The 18384-nt window shown below is 37.5% G+C and carries 17 protein-coding genes and 1 pseudogene; 15 read left to right on the forward strand and 3 right to left on the reverse strand.

Annotation, left to right across the window (positions count from 1 at the left end; all coding sequences use genetic code 11):
- Positions 1-13 precede the first annotated feature (13 nt).
- The 15 genes and pseudogenes from LEP1GSC059_RS18535 (at position 14) to LEP1GSC059_RS18605 (ending at position 15111) form a co-directional block, all read left to right on the forward strand.
- The gene (locus LEP1GSC059_RS18535; protein WP_002178575.1) at positions 14-1213 is read left to right on the forward strand and encodes a CapA family protein; all 1200 of its coding nucleotides are present in this window, start codon (positions 14-16) and stop codon (positions 1211-1213) included.
- A gap of 60 nt (positions 1214-1273) precedes the next feature.
- Entirely contained in the window at positions 1274-1549 is a 276-nt protein-coding gene (rpsF, locus tag LEP1GSC059_RS18540; protein ID WP_002178481.1) for a 30S ribosomal protein S6, read from the forward strand.
- A complete protein-coding gene (gene ssb, locus LEP1GSC059_RS18545; RefSeq protein ID WP_002178655.1) occupies positions 1542-1991 on the forward strand; it encodes a single-stranded DNA-binding protein in 450 nt (149 codons plus the stop codon). Before rpsF ends, ssb begins: the two co-directional genes overlap by 8 nt.
- Before the next feature lie 11 nt (positions 1992-2002).
- Positions 2003-2314 (forward strand): 30S ribosomal protein S18, encoded by a 312-nt coding sequence (gene rpsR, locus LEP1GSC059_RS18550; protein WP_002178577.1) that lies wholly within the window; start codon positions 2003-2005, stop codon positions 2312-2314.
- A gap of 9 nt (positions 2315-2323) precedes the next feature.
- Positions 2324-2773 carry a 50S ribosomal protein L9 gene (gene rplI / locus LEP1GSC059_RS18555; RefSeq protein WP_002178506.1) on the forward strand — a complete coding sequence of 150 codons (450 nt, stop codon included), beginning with the start codon at positions 2324-2326 and terminating at the stop codon, positions 2771-2773.
- A gap of 17 nt (positions 2774-2790) precedes the next feature.
- Positions 2791-4119, forward strand: coding sequence for a replicative DNA helicase (gene dnaB, locus LEP1GSC059_RS18560; RefSeq protein WP_002178824.1), 1329 nt, complete (start codon positions 2791-2793; stop codon positions 4117-4119).
- Positions 4120-4151: 32 nt separating this feature from the next.
- On the forward strand, positions 4152-5957 hold the full coding sequence (gene aspS / locus LEP1GSC059_RS18565; RefSeq protein WP_017214761.1) for an aspartate--tRNA ligase: 1806 nt from the start codon (positions 4152-4154) through the stop codon (positions 5955-5957).
- Positions 5958-6066: 109 nt separating this feature from the next.
- Positions 6067-6948: pseudogene (locus tag LEP1GSC059_RS18570) on the forward strand (PhoH family protein).
- Between the two features lie 4 nt (positions 6949-6952).
- Positions 6953-9367, forward strand: a complete 2415-nt coding sequence (locus LEP1GSC059_RS18575) for an HD family phosphohydrolase (protein ID WP_017214763.1) — start codon at positions 6953-6955, stop codon at positions 9365-9367.
- 68 nt (positions 9368-9435) lie between these two features.
- Positions 9436-9861 carry an rRNA maturation RNase YbeY gene (ybeY, locus tag LEP1GSC059_RS18580; protein WP_085976773.1) on the forward strand — a complete coding sequence of 142 codons (426 nt, stop codon included), beginning with the start codon at positions 9436-9438 and terminating at the stop codon, positions 9859-9861.
- A complete protein-coding gene (recO, locus tag LEP1GSC059_RS18585; RefSeq protein ID WP_002178870.1) occupies positions 9834-10616 on the forward strand; it encodes a DNA repair protein RecO in 783 nt (260 codons plus the stop codon). Before ybeY ends, recO begins: the two co-directional genes overlap by 28 nt.
- Complete coding sequence (locus LEP1GSC059_RS18590; RefSeq protein WP_002178517.1) at positions 10600-10845, forward strand: hypothetical protein; 246 nt, start codon at positions 10600-10602, stop codon at positions 10843-10845. Before recO ends, LEP1GSC059_RS18590 begins: the two co-directional genes overlap by 17 nt.
- 173 nt (positions 10846-11018) lie before the next feature.
- On the forward strand, positions 11019-12779 hold the full coding sequence (gene argS, locus LEP1GSC059_RS18595; RefSeq protein WP_002178561.1) for an arginine--tRNA ligase: 1761 nt from the start codon (positions 11019-11021) through the stop codon (positions 12777-12779).
- Positions 12779-14035, forward strand: a complete 1257-nt coding sequence (locus LEP1GSC059_RS18600; protein WP_002178780.1) for a nicotinamide-nucleotide amidohydrolase family protein — start codon at positions 12779-12781, stop codon at positions 14033-14035. The genes argS and LEP1GSC059_RS18600 overlap by 1 nt, the downstream gene beginning before the upstream one ends.
- Positions 14032-15111, forward strand: a complete 1080-nt coding sequence (locus LEP1GSC059_RS18605) for a hypothetical protein (protein ID WP_002178688.1) — start codon at positions 14032-14034, stop codon at positions 15109-15111. Before LEP1GSC059_RS18600 ends, LEP1GSC059_RS18605 begins: the two co-directional genes overlap by 4 nt.
- Before the next feature lie 72 nt (positions 15112-15183).
- Here the strand turns inward: LEP1GSC059_RS18605 and LEP1GSC059_RS24440 are convergent, their stop codons facing one another.
- The 3 genes from LEP1GSC059_RS24440 to LEP1GSC059_RS18620 all read right to left on the reverse strand — a co-directional run bounded on the left by LEP1GSC059_RS24440 (position 15184) and on the right by LEP1GSC059_RS18620 (position 18137).
- Positions 15184-15696, reverse strand: coding sequence for an IS630 family transposase (locus tag LEP1GSC059_RS24440; RefSeq protein ID WP_155243474.1), 513 nt, complete (start codon positions 15694-15696; stop codon positions 15184-15186).
- Positions 15680-16195 (reverse strand): winged helix-turn-helix domain-containing protein, encoded by a 516-nt coding sequence (locus LEP1GSC059_RS24445; protein ID WP_020981257.1) that lies wholly within the window; start codon positions 16193-16195, stop codon positions 15680-15682. The genes LEP1GSC059_RS24440 and LEP1GSC059_RS24445 overlap by 17 nt, the downstream gene beginning before the upstream one ends.
- Positions 16196-16712: 517 nt before the next feature.
- Positions 16713-18137, reverse strand: coding sequence for an SBBP repeat beta-propeller lipoprotein, LipL53 family (locus tag LEP1GSC059_RS18620; RefSeq protein ID WP_020981234.1), 1425 nt, complete (start codon positions 18135-18137; stop codon positions 16713-16715).
- Positions 18138-18384 lie beyond the last annotated feature (247 nt).

An 18384-nucleotide genomic window follows, 5' to 3' on the forward strand; every position in this document is an offset into this window, starting at 1 on the left:
TACAGTTTAAGTTATGATAACAAAAAAAGTTTCTAAACGTTCTTTAGGACCAATTTTTATCTTTTTCTTTTTATCCTGTCTTCCTGGATTTTTAAAGGAGTCTAGTACCGAAAATTCTCAGGTCGATTCCTCATCTACTTTTGGGATACTTCAAGACAAGATTGATTCCGTTTTACATCCAGACCACAATCAGGACCCGGAACTTCTCAAGCTACTTGCCGGAGGAGATGTTATGTTCAATTGGGGTATCCGAGATACAATTCGTAAACACGGAGAAATTGCGCCAGTAGAAGGCCTTAGATCACTTTTTAACGAAGCAGATTTTAGGATGATCAATTTAGAAACTCCTGTAGTTGCTTCTAAAACGGAAGAATCTAAAAAGGCTTATATATTTACAGCCCACGAAAAAGATTTAAACTCTCTCAAATATTTGGGAGTGGATATGGTATTTTTAGGAAACAATCATTCCTTTGATCATGGGCAGCAAGGAATGAACGAGACTTTAGATATATTAAATAAAAATAATATTCTATTTGTAGGCGCGGGAAAAAAACTTCCTGAAGTTTTGGAACCTTTAAATCTAAATTTAAAAGGTTCAGACCTACGAATTCATTCCGTGACCGCAATCGCTGAACAAGCTCACTACGCTACTTCTACAAGATCTGGTGTGGCTCCTTTTTTATTTCCTTCGTTGAAAGCTACGTTTTTAGAAAAAACTATTCTTCCTAAAAATTATCCCACTTCGATTCGTATTGTTTCTTTACATTGGGGTGTGGAATATTCTCCGTTTCCTACTTCGGATCAAAGAAAAATAGCAAGGGCCCTGATCGACTCCGGTGTAAAAATAGTAATTGGTCATCATCCTCATATTCCACAAGGTGTGGAAGTATATAAAGAAGGAGTGATCTTATATTCTTTAGGGAATTTGATTTTTGGAAGTAGAAATTCTTATCTAAATCACAATCTAATTGCACTTTTGCATATCCGTCGTAATCGATTGGAACGTGTTGAACTGGTTCCAATTTTCGGAAAATTCCAAAAAGAAGATCATAAGATCCGACCTGTAACGGGTTCAGAAGCTCGGGAGTTCTTACATGAAATTGCAGTTCTTTCTGCTGAATTGGGAACAAAACTCAGAGTAGAAGGAGATCGAGCCTTTCTAGATCTTCCGACAAATTCTACCTTGACCCCGGTCTCTAAACACAAAAAATAGGCTAAAATCTTCTGCTCGTCGCAAACTGCAGACGAGCTATTAAACCCATAGGAGAAACTTTTGAGAAACTACGAACTCACCACGATTACACGTGTGAGCTCTCGGGAAGTTGCAAAGTCTGAAATTCAGGAAACTTTGAAAAAACATTCCGTGAGTGTCACAGCTGAAGAAGATTGGGGCCAAAGAAAACTCTGGCATTCGATTCAACATGAAGAGCAAGGAATCTTCCACCACTATAAATGTAGCGCAGATCCAAACGCCATTGAAAAAGTGGAAAAGGAATTTTTAATCAATCAAAACATTCTTCGTTCTATGGTCGTTCGCCTTCATGGCTAATGATATTAACAGAGTGACTCTGGTCGGGCGTTTTACGCGCGACCCTGAATTCAAATCGATCAACGGAACCTCTTTGGTAAACTTCTCTTTAGCAAATGGTAGAACCTATGTGTCTAACGGAGAAAAAAGGGAAGAGTCTCACTTTTTCGATTGTGAAGTCTGGGGAAAACCGGCTGATATCATTCAACAATACTGCAAAAAAGGAAAGCAGATTGCTATTGAAGGAAGATTGAAACAAGATACATGGGAAACTCCAGAAGGCAAAAAAGCGTCTCGAATTCGAATAGTTGTGGAGAATTTTCAACTCCTAGGTTCTAAAGACGATTCTTCGAGCGGATCTTCTGTTTCCTCTTCTCCTCCAGTATCTGGAGGAAATTCTTATCCATCCTCTCCGGAATACTATAACGCCGCAGATGGTGGTGACGACGACATACCGTTTTAATGAGGTAATTTATGAGCGAGAACGAAATTAAAGAAGAACGTTCCGAAAGATCGGAACAAGGCGACATTTCCGCAGAAATGGAAGGTAAGCCGCAGAGAAAACAAAACAAATACAAGAAAAAAGTCTGCCGTTTTACTGCAGATCCAGAACTTGCAAAACAAATCAATTATAAGAATATCGAACTTTTGGAAAGGTTTATCACCAATCGTGGTAAAATCATTCCTAGAAGAATTACCGGGACCAGCGCTCGTTATCAAAGGGTTCTTGCACGAGAAATTCGCAAAGCGAGAAGTATCGGTCTTTTACCTTACAAGGTAAACTGAGGTACGAACATGAAAGTGATCTTACAAAAAGACGTTATCAATTTAGGAGACGCCGGAGATCTAAAGGAAGTTGCAGACGGTTATGCTAGAAATTTCCTTTTTCCAAAAAGACTTGCGGTTCGTGCTAATGAAGGAAATACAAAGGCGGCTCTTCACCAAAAGAAGTTAGGTGAACTCAAAAGAGAGAAACGTAAAAAATCGATGGAAGACGTGGCCGGGAATTTGAGTGGTAAAGAGTACGAGATTCTAGTAAAAACCGGTGGAGGAGAAAAATTGTTCGGAGCCGTAACTCCGATCGACGTAGCTTCTGTTCTGAAAAAGAGCGGTTTTGAATTGGATAAAAGAAAAATCGAAATCGCTGAGCCAATCCGTAATCTAGGTTCTTATAAAATCAAGATCCGTCTTGCAGAAGGAATTCAACCTACGATTACTCTACACGTTAAAAAAGAAGAAGAGTGATTTTTATTTAAGGGACCATGCAGTCCGACTCCTTATATGAACCGGAATCCGAAAGAGCCTTTTTAGGATTCCTGCTTCTTAAAGGAGCAGACAATTTAATCGACATTCCGATTGTTCCAGAAGACTTTTATGTGGATCTACATAGAAGAGTTTATCGAGCAATCGGAGATCTTGTAGATAAACGGATCACTATCGATCCTGTTTCCGTTTTAAATTTTCTCAAAGAGAATTCTCTTCTTAAAGATGAAGAAAAAGAATTCAATTATATCTATTCTCTTTACAGAGATACTGTAGTTACTCAACCACTTGCTTATTATGCGGTTAGGATCAAACGTTTTTCTGAAAGAAGAATGTATGCCAAGATTCTTCAGGAATCTTTGGAGTTAATCCGCAAAGAACCTGGAGACAACGAATCCGTTTTTAATACGGTTGAAAAAAATCTAACTGAAGTTTCTAGAAACATAGACGCCAAGGGTCTTTTACCCGTTTCTTCAGATAAGGCGGCTCTTTCCGATTACATCATGGAAATCATGAAAAATCGGGGACAGATCACCGGTCTTCGCACCAATTTCACTAAGTTAGATGAGGCCACTTCCGGTCTAAAAGAGCACGAGCTTATGATTCTGGCTGCTCGTCCCGGTAATGGTAAGACTACATTTGCCTTAAACATAGCGTCTAACGTTGCTTTGGTGTACAATCAACCTGTGGTCATATTTTCATTAGAGATGAGTCGGATCGAACTTCTTCTTAAAATGGTCTGCGCCGATTCCCAAGTAGAATCGATGAAGCTCAAAAAATCGGAACTTACTCGCGCCGATGCTCCTAAACTTTTAGAATCTATTGTTCGTGTTACTTCGGCTCCGATCTACATAGACGATTCTGGTGGTTTGACGATTGACGATTTTAAAGGTAGAGTTCGTAAACTTTTGACCACCGAAAAGATAGGTCTGATTGTAGTGGATTATCTACAACTTATGAGTGATCCTAAAAATAAAGACGGTGGTCGCCAACAAGAAGTAGCTTCCATTTCTCGTTCTTTAAAACAAATGGCAAAAGAAGCCAGATGCCCTATCATTGCTCTTTCTCAGATGTCTCGTGCGGTGGAACAAAGATCCAAGGATCAAAAACCTCAACTTTCCGACTTACGGGAGTCAGGTGCAATTGAACAAGACGCGGATATCGTTTCTTTTATCTATCGAGAAGAAAAAGTAAAAGGGGAGGACGAAATCAGTCCGGAGATGCGAGGTAAGGCCGAAATCATCATCGCTAAAAATCGTTCCGGTCCTATCGGTTCTTTTCATCTTGCTTTTAGGCCAGAGCTTAGCAGATTTGATAATATAGATTAATTTTATAAGTTTGTGATAGGAAACGGAAATCATTGAAACATTGGATTCAGGAAAATTATAAAAATCGTTCTTGGGCTGGAGAATTAAACGAATCTCAAGAAGGTAAAAAGATCGTTCTCTACGGCTGGTCTTTTCGTTTTAGAGATCAAGGTGGTGTGATCTTTATCGATCTTAGAGATAGAACAGGTATCATTCAAGTTGTGGCCCGTAAGGAACTTTTGGGAGATTCTTTTTCTCTTGCGGAAAAGGTTCGTTCCGAATACGTTTTGGCGGTCAGTGGAACTCTCAAAAAAAGAGAATTAGAATCTATCAACTCTAAAATGCAAACCGGAACCATCGAAGTTGTTCTGGATCAATTAGAGATTTTGAATGTTGCTAAAACTCCTCCGTTTTCTTTAGATGAGTTTGACGAAGTTTCCGAAGAACTAAAGTTAAAATACCGTTATCTGGATTTTAGAAGAGAAGAACTTAAAAACCGGATGATCAAAAGACATGAATTTATATTCGCAATTCGTAATTATCTCAACAAACGTAAGTTTGTAGAAATTGAAACTCCTATCTTAAACAAGTCCACTCCGGAAGGTGCGAGGGATTTTCTGGTTCCTTCTAGACTCAACCCAAATCAATTTTACGCTCTTCCTCAGTCTCCTCAGATCTTCAAACAAATTTTGATGGTCGGGGGAATGGAACGTTATTTCCAGATCGTAAAGTGTTTTAGAGACGAGGACTTACGAGCAGACAGACAGCCTGAGTTTACCCAGTTAGATATGGAATTTTCGTTTGTTAGTCAGGAGGAAATTCTTTCCGAAATTGAAGGGCTTGTTGAAACGATTTATAAAGAAGTTTTTAATATTCAGTTGAACATTCCATTTCCGAGAATGACTTATAAAACCGCGATGGAAGAATACGGTTCCGATAAACCAGATCTTCGTTTTGGTATGAAACTCGTGGACGTTTCCGAAATCGTAAAAGACTGCGACTTTAACGTTTTTTCGGGCGCGGTAAAAAACGGTGGAACCGTTAAGGTTGTTTGTGTTCCAGGCGGATCTATCATTTCTAGAAAAGAAATCGAAGATTATACCGCATGGTTAAACAGAGATTACAAAGCCAAAGGCCTTGCATATATGAAACACGGAACCGAAGGTTTGGAATCCACTATTACAAAACGTTTTAAAAAAGAAGAATTAGAGGCGATCTCCAAGTTATGTGGTTCTAAAGAAGGAGATATGCTTTTTTTCGGGGCAGATGAAAGAGAGATCGTCAATCATTCGTTAGGCGCTCTTCGATTAAAACTTTCAGAACGTTTTGAAACTCCCAAAGAAAATGAAATCAACATTACATGGATCGTGGACTTTCCTATGTTCGAATGGAACAAGGATCATAAACGTTGGGACGCGCTCCATCACCCTTTTACTTCTCCCTCGGATGAGAGTATTCCATTTTTTGAATCTATGGAAACCTTACAAAAAAACGCAGGGAATACCACTGCAAAAGCATACGATCTTGTAATGAACGGAGTAGAAATCGGAGGTGGTTCGATTCGGATTCATTCTAGAGAGATTCAAAATCAAGTGTTTCAGGTTTTGGGAATTAATGGAGAAGAAGCCAAGGAAAAGTTTGGATTTTTACTCGAAGCTTTAGAATACGGTGCTCCACCTCACGGAGGTTTGGCGTTTGGTATCGATCGTATGCTCATGCTTCTCACCAAAGGAAAATCGATTCGAGACGTGATCTCTTTTCCTAAAACCCAAAAGGGTCTTTGTCTGATGAGTGAATGTCCTTCTCCAGTTGAGGAAAAACAACTTCAGGAATTGAAGATCAAACTCGTAAAGGTATAAGCTTATTTCTACGCGCAAAGAACAGTTCAATTTCGAGAATCAGGATCTGTATCGTAAGGTCTGTGGTATCAACGACGAAGGAGTCAAAATTCTCGAAAAACAGCTCGAGTTGGATATTATCCCAAGAGGTAACGGATTTCAGATCGAGGGTGAATCTGCAAAAGTAGAATTTGCATTCGATTTTTTTAAAAAACTAGAAGCCAATTACATAGAACGTCCCGATCGGGATTTTATCGATTCATTCGATTTTGCTTATATTCTAAAAGATGCAGGTAAGGAGCTTCGAAAAAAGAAGGCCAGGGAAACTGAACCCGAAAGAATTACTCCTTAGAAACCGAGCGATAAAATTCTTACTACATATCGAGGGAAACATATTTTTCCTAGAACTAGAAATCAGGAAATTTATTTCAGATCCTTTCAGGAAAATTTGATCACGTTTGCGTTGGGTCCTGCGGGTACTGGAAAAACGTTTCTTTCTGTTGCAACCGCTTGCCGTTTTTTACAGAGCGGCACTATCGATAAGATCATTCTAACTAGACCCGCAGTTGAGGCGGGTGAAAATTTAGGTTTTTTACCTGGGGATCTGAACCAAAAAGTAGACCCCTATTTACGTCCGGTTTATGACGCTTTGGGAGAATGTATCGGAGCAGAAAAAACCCAAGAGTATATTTCTTTAACTAAAATAGAAATTGCTCCTGTTGCATTTATGAGAGGCCGAACTCTTTCCAATGCGTTTATCATTTTGGACGAGGCTCAAAATTGTACTCTGGCTCAACTTAAAATGATTATGACTCGTTTAGGAAGAAATTCTAGGATGTGTATTTCCGGTGATTCTACTCAGATTGATTTGGATCATGGACGTTCTGGGCTGGAAAAAGTGGTGACTTTATTTAAAAACACGGATCAAATTGGAATGGTCTTTTTTGGCAAAGAAGACATTACCAGACATCCTCTTGTGGAAGTAATCGTTCGTAAATTTGAGGAGTTGTGATCGTATGTCCAGTCCGGGAGAACAGGTAGAGTCTGCTATGGCTTGGATTACGGATACCCTGACTAGGGTCCGTTCGATTTGGTTTGTACGAAGATTTCAAGTCGTTTTAGTTCTTATTACTCTTTTAACAGTAACTTGGATGCTCGCCATTCCATTTTTTGGTCAAGATAAAATGGATCTTTCTCCGGATGGATTGTATTCGGAAGGTAAAACTGCACCTGAAAAGATCGTTTCTGCAAAAGAAATTGTCTACGAAGACGAGGATAAAACCAAGGCCAAAAAACTTTCCGCTTATCAATCGGCTCCTTTCGTATTTGATCGAGACTATGGGGTTTTGCAAGGTCAGATCAATAATTCCATTCAAGAGGATATGGAGAATTTCCGTTCCTTCAAGCCGAGTGCCGAAGGTAAGGTTTACTCTGAACTTTTGGGAATTATTCCTAGATGGAAAAATCGTTCCAAAGAAGAGATCGAGCTTTTATATAAAATTCCAGGCAAAGGAAAACTCAAGGATGTTATTCAACAATATTCTAATTTAGTATTTTCTTCTTTTTGTATATTGCGAGATTTACCTCCGGATTACGCTGCTTTAAAAACTTCGGGCGCGAGAGTGCGCAATCAAGGAATCAAAGAGCAAATTTCTAATTTAGAAGGTGCTTATATTGTTCCTAGGTCATTTTTATATAGAGACTCGGAGACCGTCAATATACTCAATCGTATGGCTCAGGAAAAACTTTCTCGTATGGACTCGGAAATCCTTCCGATCATTCAAAAAATTTCCTTAAGTTATATCTATTCTAATCCTTCTTGTTCTTATAACCCGGACGAAACACTTTCTGTCAAACAATTTGCCGCAGACAGGGCTGAGCCAATCAATTCACGGATTTTGGCCGGAGAAGTGATCGTTAAATCGGGAGAAATTATCACTCCTGAAATATTCAAAAAATTGCAGATTGTGAATACTTACGCAACACGAGCGAATTTTGCTTCGATCGTTTCGATTTTACTTATTCAGACTGTATTTGTAGTTATCATCTATATTTTTCTTAAAAAATACAACCCAAAACGTTTGAACGACGTTTCGAGTAACGTGATCGTTTTTTCTCTGATCTGGGTTTTGGTACTGAGTTGTACGGTTGCTTCTAAGATCTTTTTTAATTTCGAAACTAAATATGATTCTATTTTTTATTTTGCTCTGTTTGTTCCTGTTGGAATGGTTTGTCTGATCATCAGTTTTATTTACGATGAACAACTTTCGATTGCTATTGGATTTTATCTTTCCTTTTTTGTTTTTATGGCTTCTCACTACAATCCTACTTCGTTTATGTTGGGGTTTGTTTCTTGTATTGTGTCCGCTAGTTACGGTAGAAATCTAAAAAAGCGGATCGATTTTATCAAGGCAGGTTTGTATATTTCGGGGGTTCAAATTATCATCGCTTCTAGCGGTTATCTATTTGATTCTCGTAACTATTGGGTGGCGATTCCAAGCGGTTCTTTGATTAAGGATTTAGTCGAATCGAATATATTCAAATTATATGTTCTTTGCCTGATCAATGGTTTTGCCTGTTCTACTGCCGCGCAGTTTTTACTTCCGATCTATGAATATTTATTCAATGTTCCTACTCGTTTTAAATTGATGGAGTTGGCAGATACTGGACATCCGTTGTTACAGGATTTACTTACTAAAGCCCCTTCTACATACACACATACGTTTATGGTAGCTGCTCTGTCGGAACGTGCTTGTCAAAATTTAGGTTTGGATTGGCTTTTAACGAGAGTAGGAGTGTATTTTCATGATATAGGTAAAATTCCAAACGCAGGTTTTTTTGTAGAGAATCAACATCTGATTCCCAAAAAGGAAAACATAGATAAAAACAATCCTGCGCTTGCGGCAAAGATTGTCATCGATCACGTGTTAGACGGAATCGAGATGGCAAAGAAAGCAAGGCTTCCAAGAGAAGTAATCGATTTTATTCCGGAGCATCACGGAACTTCCACGATGGCGTTTTTTTATCATAAAGCTTTGTCCGAACTTTCGCCGACTCAAAAAAAGAAATTAAAAAAACAGGATTTTCAATACCCAGGGCCTAAGCCACAGAGAAAAGAAACCGCTATCGTAATGATTGCGGATTCTCTTGAAGCCGCTTCTCGTTCTTTGGATGAAATCACTCCAGAATCTTTAGATAATCTGATTACTAAAATTATAGGCATTAAACTCGCTGAAAATCAGTTAGACGAATGTGGGCTGACTCTTGGTGATTTGGAGGTAGTCAAGGCTTCTTTTAAAGAAGTATTGTTGTCCAGTCTGCATTCTAGACCTAAATATCCTAGTATGGAAGCCACCAAAGCATTAGAAAAAAAGAATGCGATGGAGAACGGACATAAACAGATTAAAAACGTTTCGGGAAGAAGAAACTGATTTCTGATTTAGTTTTTATCTCCAATGACTATGGGGAAATTTCTTGGTGGAACGAATCAGAAGTAATTATCAATTGTAAGATTCTTTTTCGAAAAGAACTGAGTGATTCTGGATGTGAGCTGAGTCTTTTACTCGTTGGAGATTCAGATATGAAAGAAATCAATCGTTTGCGTCGTGGAAAAGATAAAACTACGGATGTACTTTCCTTTCCTTTGGAGTTTGATCTTTCCCCCTTACAAAAGATACTTCCGAAAAATGTCAGTTCTAATCAAAAGACGCTTCCACCGATTGCGTTAGGCGAAATTGTTATTTCAATCGATACCCTTCAAAAACAAGCAAAGGAAATTGGTCATACTGAAAAGGATGAGTTTTATCGGTTATTGGTTCACGGTTTTTTACATCTATTAGGTTATGATCATGAACGGGGAGAGAAAGAGGAACACATTATGAAATTGAAGGAAGACGAATGTCTGGAAATTCTCCAGGGGCTCTGAAAAAAACCCGAGGAATTGTATTAGAATCTAAAACGATTCAGGAAGGAGATGCGCTGATTCGTTTGCTTCCGGAGACCGGTTCTGTAGAAAATTTTAGAGTTCGTGGAATTCGAAAAAGTAAAACTAGACCAATCGCTTCTGTGGAGCCGGGTTCGCTCTCTGACGTGGATTATTATCATTCTAAAAACAAAGAGACACATAACGTAAAAGAGATTTCTCTAATCAATCGATTTGACCGCGCAAAGTCCGGTTATTTAGGAACCGTACTCGTATCTTATCTCGTAGAACTTGCGTCTTCATTTACACCGGATGGAGCGGAACATCCGGGAGAGTTTCGTTTATTATTTGGAGCCTTAGAAGAATTAGAAGAGAACGGCGTTTCCGTTTTGATATTACCTTTTTTTAAATTACGTCTTCTTGTATCTGGAGGATTTCTTTCTAAGGAACTTATATGTCACTCTTGCGGGGCTGAGTTGAAAGAGATGACATTTGTCACTTTACAGACTTCTCCACTGGAATTGATCTGCGGAAATTGTCTTCATGGAGATAAAAACGATTTAGGCTGGGTGCAATGGATTCAAACTTTTTTAATACTTAAGTTTCGGGACTTAAAAGAAAAAGAAATATCCGTTGAAAACATTTTGGACTTAGACAGAATTTGCAATCAAATGCTCGAACCAATTTTAAGAAAGAAATTAAAATCTGCGCCGACTTTATACGAGGCGCTTGGAGAAAATCTTGGAAAGTTTTCTTAAGACGATACTTTTTATCTTTTATTTTTGTGTGCTTTTGTTCTTAACTATACTGGATATACGTTGGGATCAAAAAGTTCCGGTTCAAATTCTGGTCGTGGAAAAAAATGAGGAACTTGGCAAAAGATCAATACTTGTTTCTACGATGGATCTGAAAAAAATGGTATTTAGAGAATTAGAAGTAAGTTGGGAAAATTTACGGAAGAAAAACGTTTTCTACGAAAGTAAATAATAGCTTATTAAAAATAATGTTTTCTATAAAACTTTATAAATCGTTTTATAAGTTTGGTTTTGATAAAAGAATTAAAACGAATGAACTCGACTGGAAATTTTTTCTTTTTTCTGAACACGTTATTTATATTTCAAAATATTAAAATAGGAAAATAAAAGATTAAATCACCTACAATGAAAGAAAATGAAACACTCAAACAAATCGTATTCAAAACACTAGAAGAAGGTGTTGATTTTTTAATTAGTTCATTTCCAGACGTTGAAAAAGAAACTCTCAAAATTAAAATCGAATACTCGAGAGACGAAAAATTTGGAGATTATTCTACTTCATTTGCATTAGAAAATTCTAAATTATTAAAAAGAAATCCAATTCAAGTGTCTAAAGAATTGGTAGAGATACTACAAAAGCGAACGGATCTATTTGAAAAAGTAGATTTTACTCCACCTGGTTTTGTAAATTTTAGAATTTCCACTTCATTTCTTTTGAACTATATAGAAACCTCCATTCTTTCTGGAAATTATTATCCGAAAGTGGATCTTCCGCTTAAAATCAATTTAGAGTTTGTTTCAGCAAATCCGACTGGCCCGCTCAATATAGTATCTGCAAGAGCGGCTGCAAATGGGGATGCAATGGCTTCTCTTTTAAAAGCGATTGGTCATAATGTGGATAAAGAATTTTATATCAACGACTATGGAAACCAGGTTTTTTTATTAGGAGTTTCTACTTTAGTTAGAATTCGAGAATTAAAAGGAGAAGAAGGAACTCAACAAGAAACGGCTGATGATACTCCGATTGAAGTCGTTCTGGAAAAAAACATACTTCCTGCCGAAGGATATAGAGGCGAATATATTAAAGATATTGCAAGTATTTTGTTAAAGGATCCAGAAAAAAACGTAACGATTGAAAGTTTGTTAAAACAAAAAAAATACAAGGAACTCGCAGAGTTATGCTCCATCTGGACGGTAGAAAATAATCTCATTTGGCAAAGAAAGGATTTGGATGCGTTTGGAGTAGAGTTTGATAACTATTTCAACGAACGCACGTTACACGAGACGAACAAAGTTCTTGCTGTAATGAAAGATTTGGAAAAATCCGGAAAGATATTTCAAGAAGACGGAAAAAAAGTGTTCCGTTCTACTGAATACGGAGATGACAAGGATAGGGTGGTCATTCGAGAAGATGGAAGGCCTACATATCTGCTTGCGGATATTGCTTATCATAAAGATAAAATTGAACGTGGATATGATAGAATTTATGATATATGGGGGCCGGATCATCATGGATATATCGCCAGACTTTCCGGAGCAGTACAATCTCTTGGATATAAAAAAGAAAATTTTAAAGTAATTATTTCTCAACAGGTCAATTTACTAGAATCTGGACAAAAGGTAAAAATGAGTAAACGCGCCGGTTCCTTTCAAACGATGAGCGATCTTATCGGATTTTTAGGAAAACACGGCAAAGACGTGGGACGTTATTTTTTTGTGATGCGTTCTTTGGATGCCCCGCTTGATTTCGATTTGGATCTTGCTAAAGACGAGTCGGATAAAAATCCGGTTTTTTATCTACAATACGCTCACGCTAGGATCTGTTCCATCTTTAAAGAAGTGGGCAATCAAACTTCTAAGGAAGCTGCAGCTATATTAGAAATGTCTGAAGAACGAAAGAGGCTTCTTTTTTGGATTGCAAAGTTTCCGGAAGAAATATTCGATTCTGCGAATGTTATGGAGCCGCATCGAGTTACGAACTATCTGCAAAATTTTGCAAAAACTTTTACGAGTTTTTATTTAGCAAAAGATAATAGACTTAAAGACGCCTCACCGGAGATACGTTTAGGATTGGCTAGAATTTGTCTTGCCGCCAAAAATGTACTTGCAGAAGGCTTACGATTGATAGGAGTCTCCGCGCCGGAAAGGATGGAAAAAGAGAACTGATGTATTCTCCTAAAATTGTAGTATTATCCACCGGTTCTGAACTTACATCGGGTAGAAGCCAAGATACAAATTCTTCTTGGATTGCAAACGAACTTTTTGGAATTGGATTTACCGTTTCTAAATTCGTCGTTTTACCGGACGATCCTGTAGTCATTTTAGAAGAATTAAAAACGTTAGTCTCTCTTTCAACAAAGGAGAATCCTATTTTACTGATTATGACAGGCGGATTAGGACCAACGGAAGACGATTATACTTTGGAAGTGGTTTGTAAGTTAAATGGAGTTTTGTCTGTGGAAAGTGCAATTGCAAGACAAAGGATAGAGGCATTTTATAAACTACGTGGAAAAAATTTTCAAGAATCAATGCAAACTGCGATTCGTCAAATATCCGTACCGGAAGGTTCTACGATTTTAAACAATAACGTTGGAATTGCACCAGGTTTTATAGTATCTCTCGGAGAAAACGCACATTTAGGATGTATGCCAGGAGTGCCGGGAGAAATGACCGAAATGTTTAGAGAGGAATTTTCTACTTGGATTTTAAAGAAATATTCCACACGAGAATTACATTCTGGTTTTCGATTTATTTGGTGGATGAGCGAATCTCAATTTCAAAAAGAATTTATATCTCAAGAAGAGTCTGTGACGAGCGGAAAAGTTGTATGGGGAGTAGCTGCAAAAAGGGGATATATCCGAGTAACTTTTCAATCCGACAAACGAGCGTTAGTTGATTCTCTACTCCAAAAGTTGGATGAAGTATATGGCTCTAAATCTACACCGGATGTGTTTGAAGAACTTCCTAAGCTATTGATCGAAAAAAAAATTACCATAGGAACGGCAGAAAGTTGTACTGGAGGATTGATTTCAAAAACGTTCACGGATAAACCTGGATCTTCAGCCTACTTTTATGGAGGAGTAATTTCGTACGATAACGGAGTAAAAGAAGGTCTTTTAGGAGTTAAAAAAAATACTTTAAAAGACTTTGGGGCAGTTAGTGCGGAAACCGCAAAAGAAATGGCTGAAGGAGCGTTAGTCGCTCTTGGGGTTGATTATTCTATCAGTGTTACAGGAATTGCAGGGCCGGGCGGAGGAACTCCACAAAAAAAAGTGGGTCTTGTTTATTTTGGGGTCGGACAAAAAAATGGAAAAACGGAAACTTACGAACATTACTTTCCTTTTCCCAGAAGTTCTTTTCGAGAATTTGCGGCTCATACTGGAATTTATCTTTTATACAATCATTTGAAGAGGTTGCCATGAAACTGTTGTCTATAACTGGATTCAGTTTATTTTTTTTAATATTGTTTTTTTATCTTCTAGGAAATCCATACCATACCGCGGTCGGAATTCAGAAAGTATGGGCGTTTTCTAAATCGGTTCATGCGGGAATGGCCCCCGATCCAAGATTTTTATGGAATCCGGAAGACGAGATCAACGGATATAAATACGAAAATTCTTACTATACATTATCTTCTTCAAACGGGGTTGTGTTCGATGATATAATAAAAATTGAATATCCCCTCAATACAAAAGGATATATAGAATATAAAAAGATAGGTTCTGAAGTGAATTTTTATTCTCCCTCGAGAGAAATACTTTGGACCAAAGAATATAGAAGTTATCCTAGAATCTCACCTTCCGGGAATCTTGTATTGTTAATTGCAGGGGATCATAACCAGGTTCTACTTTCTGACATCAATGGAAATACTACTGGAGAGGGAAAAATAGACGGCCGATTTTTGACAGATTATACGTTTGCGTCTGTCTCTCCGATAACTGGAGTTTTATTTTCGGGAGGAGAATTATTCATTTTAGATTCGAAAGGTACAATTCAGATCAAAAAAAATCTAGGTTCCGAAAAAAATCCAGTATTTGCTAAGAGTATATCTTTGTCGCCGGATGGAAGTAAAATTGCGATTCATCTTTTGAATACAAACCGAGATAAGGTGATAGTTTTGGGGGAGAAGGGAGATGAATTTTTTTCTTTTGATTTAGATACAATTTATCCTCATAAAGTTAATTTAGCAATTTCTAATACGGGAGAAGTGCTCGTCTCGAATCCAAATGGTTTAGAACTCTATGATATTTCTGGACAAAAAAAACTGAATTTAAAACGAAATTATAATCATAGTGTATACCAAGCGGTATACCACAATGGAAGTTGGTTTGCCGCAGAGTTAAATCAAGAAATCCTTTTTATTGATGAAGCTGGGAAAATTCTAAAAAAAGAAAAGATCCGTGGTTCTGATTTGCCGGTGCGTTTTTTCCCTTCCGGTAAAAACGCTTCGGTAGTGTTGGAGACAAAAAAAGAACTATTTCTCTACCGAAATCTTTGATTTAGAAGTTATCTTGACCTTATAGTGTGAATTTGTAATTAACTACTGACATTTGCATAATATATCACCAATTTAAATAGACAACCGAGTTTGATTCCAGAATGATTTAACAGGATTAATTCTACGTTTCAATTTTCTTAATGAACGTTTAGCTTCTTTTTTCAAAGTTTCAAAGGATTCCGGACAAAAGTTAGGAAGAAGATATCGTTTCCATTTCCCCCAAACATATTCGACAGGATTTAGTTCTGGAGCATAAGGAGGTAGAAATTCAATTGTTATTCTACCATTCAAAGAGTTAATGAACTCATTGACTGCCAAGGAACGGTGAATATTGATTCGATCCCAGATGATGATCAATTTCCCGGGGATATTGCGAAGTAGGGACTTAAGAAAACAAATAATATCTTCTTGTTTAGCCGCTCCCTTTAATATTTGAAAATATAAATTCCTTTGTGTAATTGCTCCGATTACGGAAATCTTTTTCCAAGACCCTACATGTGTAAGAACAGGCGTTTGTCCTACGGGGGCCCATGTGCGAAACACGGTAGGTATTTGCGTTAAACCGCTTTCATCGATAAAAACTATCTTTCTTCGCTCTTTTTGGGCTTTTTTTAACTTTCAGCCAACGACGCTTCTTCCAATTCGAGATCGCTTTTTCATCTCGTTCTTTAGCTCGTCGAATCGGCTTTTGTACACTAAAACCAATTCTACGTAATATTTTCCATACATGATCCGGATGATAGTGGATACAGAACTTCTTTTCTATTAACTTTGCTACACGACGACAAGTCCAAATCGGAGTATCGAAGCCGTGTTTCATTGGACCTTCGATTAACATGCTCGTGAGTTCTTCTACTCGCGATTCCGTCAAGCGAGGAAGTCTACCGGCTCGACCGTTCCAAAGAACAGATTCTTCGCCTCCTTCCTCTACTTGTTTCTCCCACTGCCTTACTGCATGCCGAGTCACTCCCAGACGACGCGCCACTTCAGATCTTTTAATCCCTTCCCCTCGCAGCTTCAGGCCTTTTAAACGACGTTTCTCTAATCCTTTGAAATCTCGTTTCACTCCCGCTATATTACCCATTTCTACAGTCTTTTTTTATTAGATTATTTGGGTACTTCTTTTTGGTAATATATTATGCAATTGTCAGTAATGTAAGGATTTTCATAAAATTGCGTAATTTAGAATAAATTTTTTATTGTTTAAAATTTATAAGGATATCTTGTATTTTACTCATCTCTATAAAATTAAGTGCATAGAAGATTATTATAAAGTGCTATTTTACGTAAGTTTGATAGAAAACCATGCGAAAGCGAAGCGTAGGAACCTAGCAGAACGCTCTTTCAAAATCAGAGGTCTCTATGATCGCTCGACGGATTGCGTTCTATAATGAATTGAAATTAAAGAAGAAATATCGTATTGCGTTTCTTTTATATAGGTTATTGACTGGGGCGCGCCCGGCAGCCGAATGTGCTCTCGAATTTTCTTACCTGAATTCACAGGATTGAAGTATAAACTATCGAATTTGATACTTTATTAGGTAATACTAGATAATATAATCACTTGATTAATTACTAATATACAAGAATCTAATAAGTAATCATTTCTGTTTGGCGATGAATATATCTATGTCACGCACAGCGGCTTCTCCATGTAGATGTTCGTTTGTGTTCCCTACATAATATAAATTTCCATTTGAGTCATGTGTTATTCCATTACCAATTTTAAGTCTATCAGGAGTACCTAGTTGTCGTGACCAGATTAATTCTCCAGAAGGATCGTGTTTCGTAAAAAATAGATCTCGAATACCGGTAGGGTGTTGGTGTACATTTAATATATTTCCATTTGTAGTACCTACTGAATAGATATTTCCCTTATCGTCTGTATCTAGAGAAGAAGTAATAGTAAGATAATTATTTTGAGGATCTTGGCTTTGTGCCGGGCCTAATTGTTGGATCCATTGAAGAATGCCTAAAGAATTGTATTTCACTAGTGTTGCAAGATGAGACGTTCCGTCTGCCCCCGATCCAAAATCTGCAGTGCTACTTCCACCTACAAAAACGTTTCCTAAAGTATCAACTGTTATAGCATTACTTTGGATTGATCTTAAGGGAGAATTAGAATTAAGTTGAGCGAAAAATTGTTTATTTCCATTATTGTTATCATATTTGAAAATAAAAAGATTTTCTGAGCCGCGGCCAATCTTTAGACCCGTTTCAAAATTTGCATTTCCCCAACCAGTTACATAAATATCTCTAACTCTGTCGAAGGCGACACTTTGTGTGAAGATTTCAACATTTTGAATGAAAAGCTGTCTAACCCAAACTTCATTTCCACGGGGATCAAATTTAGCTACAAATCCGCTTGCCGCTAATTCTGGACCTCCAAAAGGTCCGCTTGAAAATCCGACTACAAAAATATTTCCAGATGTATCTATAGAAATATTTGTCGGAGTTGTTCTGGATTCTTTTTCCTGTGGGCCGGCTTGTGTAGTCCAACCTCTGGTTCCATCCGAATTAAATTTAATTAAGAACATGTCTTCTCTACTACGAAGTGGGTTTGAAAAGAATCCTTCATTATCCGTACTACCGGTAACGTATACATTTCCGTTATGATCGACAGTCATGGCACTGACATTCAATTTAACGTTAATAGCCCCAATTTGTTGAGTCCAGATTGTATTTTTATAAGGATCATACTTTCCTAAGATAAGATCTTTTGTTCCGATTGGTTTCGGAATGTAAACACCTCCATTGGTTTCGCCGACTACGTAGATAAAATCGTTTTGATCAACGGCGATACCTTTACTTTCGGTTTGGGCATGTTCAGCTCCGATTAACAAGGTACAATTTAATTCTAAATCCGATTGAGAATCTGGCTGAAGTGGATCGTTATTCTGTAAAAGAAAATCCGGGATTTTCAGTAGATAATGAATCCAATAATCAATGTTTTCGGGGGCTGGTATCCCAAGCGCCTTGGCAGGTGAACAATTCCAAAATAAAATAAAAATTAAAAAGCGCACCAAGATAATTTCTCCTAAGATTTTACAGTAACTAAATAAGGTGTAGGCTAATTTTTGGGATATAAGTTTAATTAGAAATAGGGTAGTTTATCCTATTTTAATATACTTAAGTAAAGAGTAGATTTAATTTTCTCAAGGAATGTAATGTTTGTATTTTAAAGAAATAAACACTTAACGTTTGCGTTTTAGTCATCGTTTATAATTGAATTGACGAAAGCTGCTTATTGATCTCTATAAAATAGGACGCCGT

This window comes from Leptospira noguchii serovar Panama str. CZ214, from assembly GCF_000306255.2.
Classification (GTDB): Bacteria; Spirochaetota; Leptospiria; order Leptospirales; family Leptospiraceae; genus Leptospira; species Leptospira noguchii.

What these genes read in the sequence shown, in the direction of transcription:
- LEP1GSC059_RS18535 (WP_002178575.1), top strand. Translation starts at nt 14, where the DNA reads ATGATAACAAAAAAAGTTTCTAAACGTTCTTTAGGACCAATTTTTATC.
- ssb (WP_002178655.1), top strand. Translation starts at nt 1,542, where the DNA reads ATGGCTAATGATATTAACAGAGTGACTCTGGTCGGGCGTTTTACGCGC.
- rpsR (WP_002178577.1), top strand. Translation starts at nt 2,003, where the DNA reads ATGAGCGAGAACGAAATTAAAGAAGAACGTTCCGAAAGATCGGAACAA.
- rplI (WP_002178506.1), top strand. Translation starts at nt 2,324, where the DNA reads ATGAAAGTGATCTTACAAAAAGACGTTATCAATTTAGGAGACGCCGGA.
- dnaB (WP_002178824.1), top strand. Translation starts at nt 2,791, where the DNA reads ATGCAGTCCGACTCCTTATATGAACCGGAATCCGAAAGAGCCTTTTTA.
- LEP1GSC059_RS18575 (WP_017214763.1), top strand. Translation starts at nt 6,953, where the DNA reads ATGTCCAGTCCGGGAGAACAGGTAGAGTCTGCTATGGCTTGGATTACG.
- recO (WP_002178870.1), top strand. Translation starts at nt 9,834, where the DNA reads ATGTCTGGAAATTCTCCAGGGGCTCTGAAAAAAACCCGAGGAATTGTA.
- argS (WP_002178561.1), top strand. Translation starts at nt 11,019, where the DNA reads ATGAAAGAAAATGAAACACTCAAACAAATCGTATTCAAAACACTAGAA.
- LEP1GSC059_RS18600 (WP_002178780.1), top strand. Translation starts at nt 12,779, where the DNA reads ATGTATTCTCCTAAAATTGTAGTATTATCCACCGGTTCTGAACTTACA.
- LEP1GSC059_RS18605 (WP_002178688.1), top strand. Translation starts at nt 14,032, where the DNA reads ATGAAACTGTTGTCTATAACTGGATTCAGTTTATTTTTTTTAATATTG.
- LEP1GSC059_RS24445 (WP_020981257.1), bottom strand. Translation starts at nt 16,195, where the DNA reads ATGGGTAATATAGCGGGAGTGAAACGAGATTTCAAAGGATTAGAGAAA.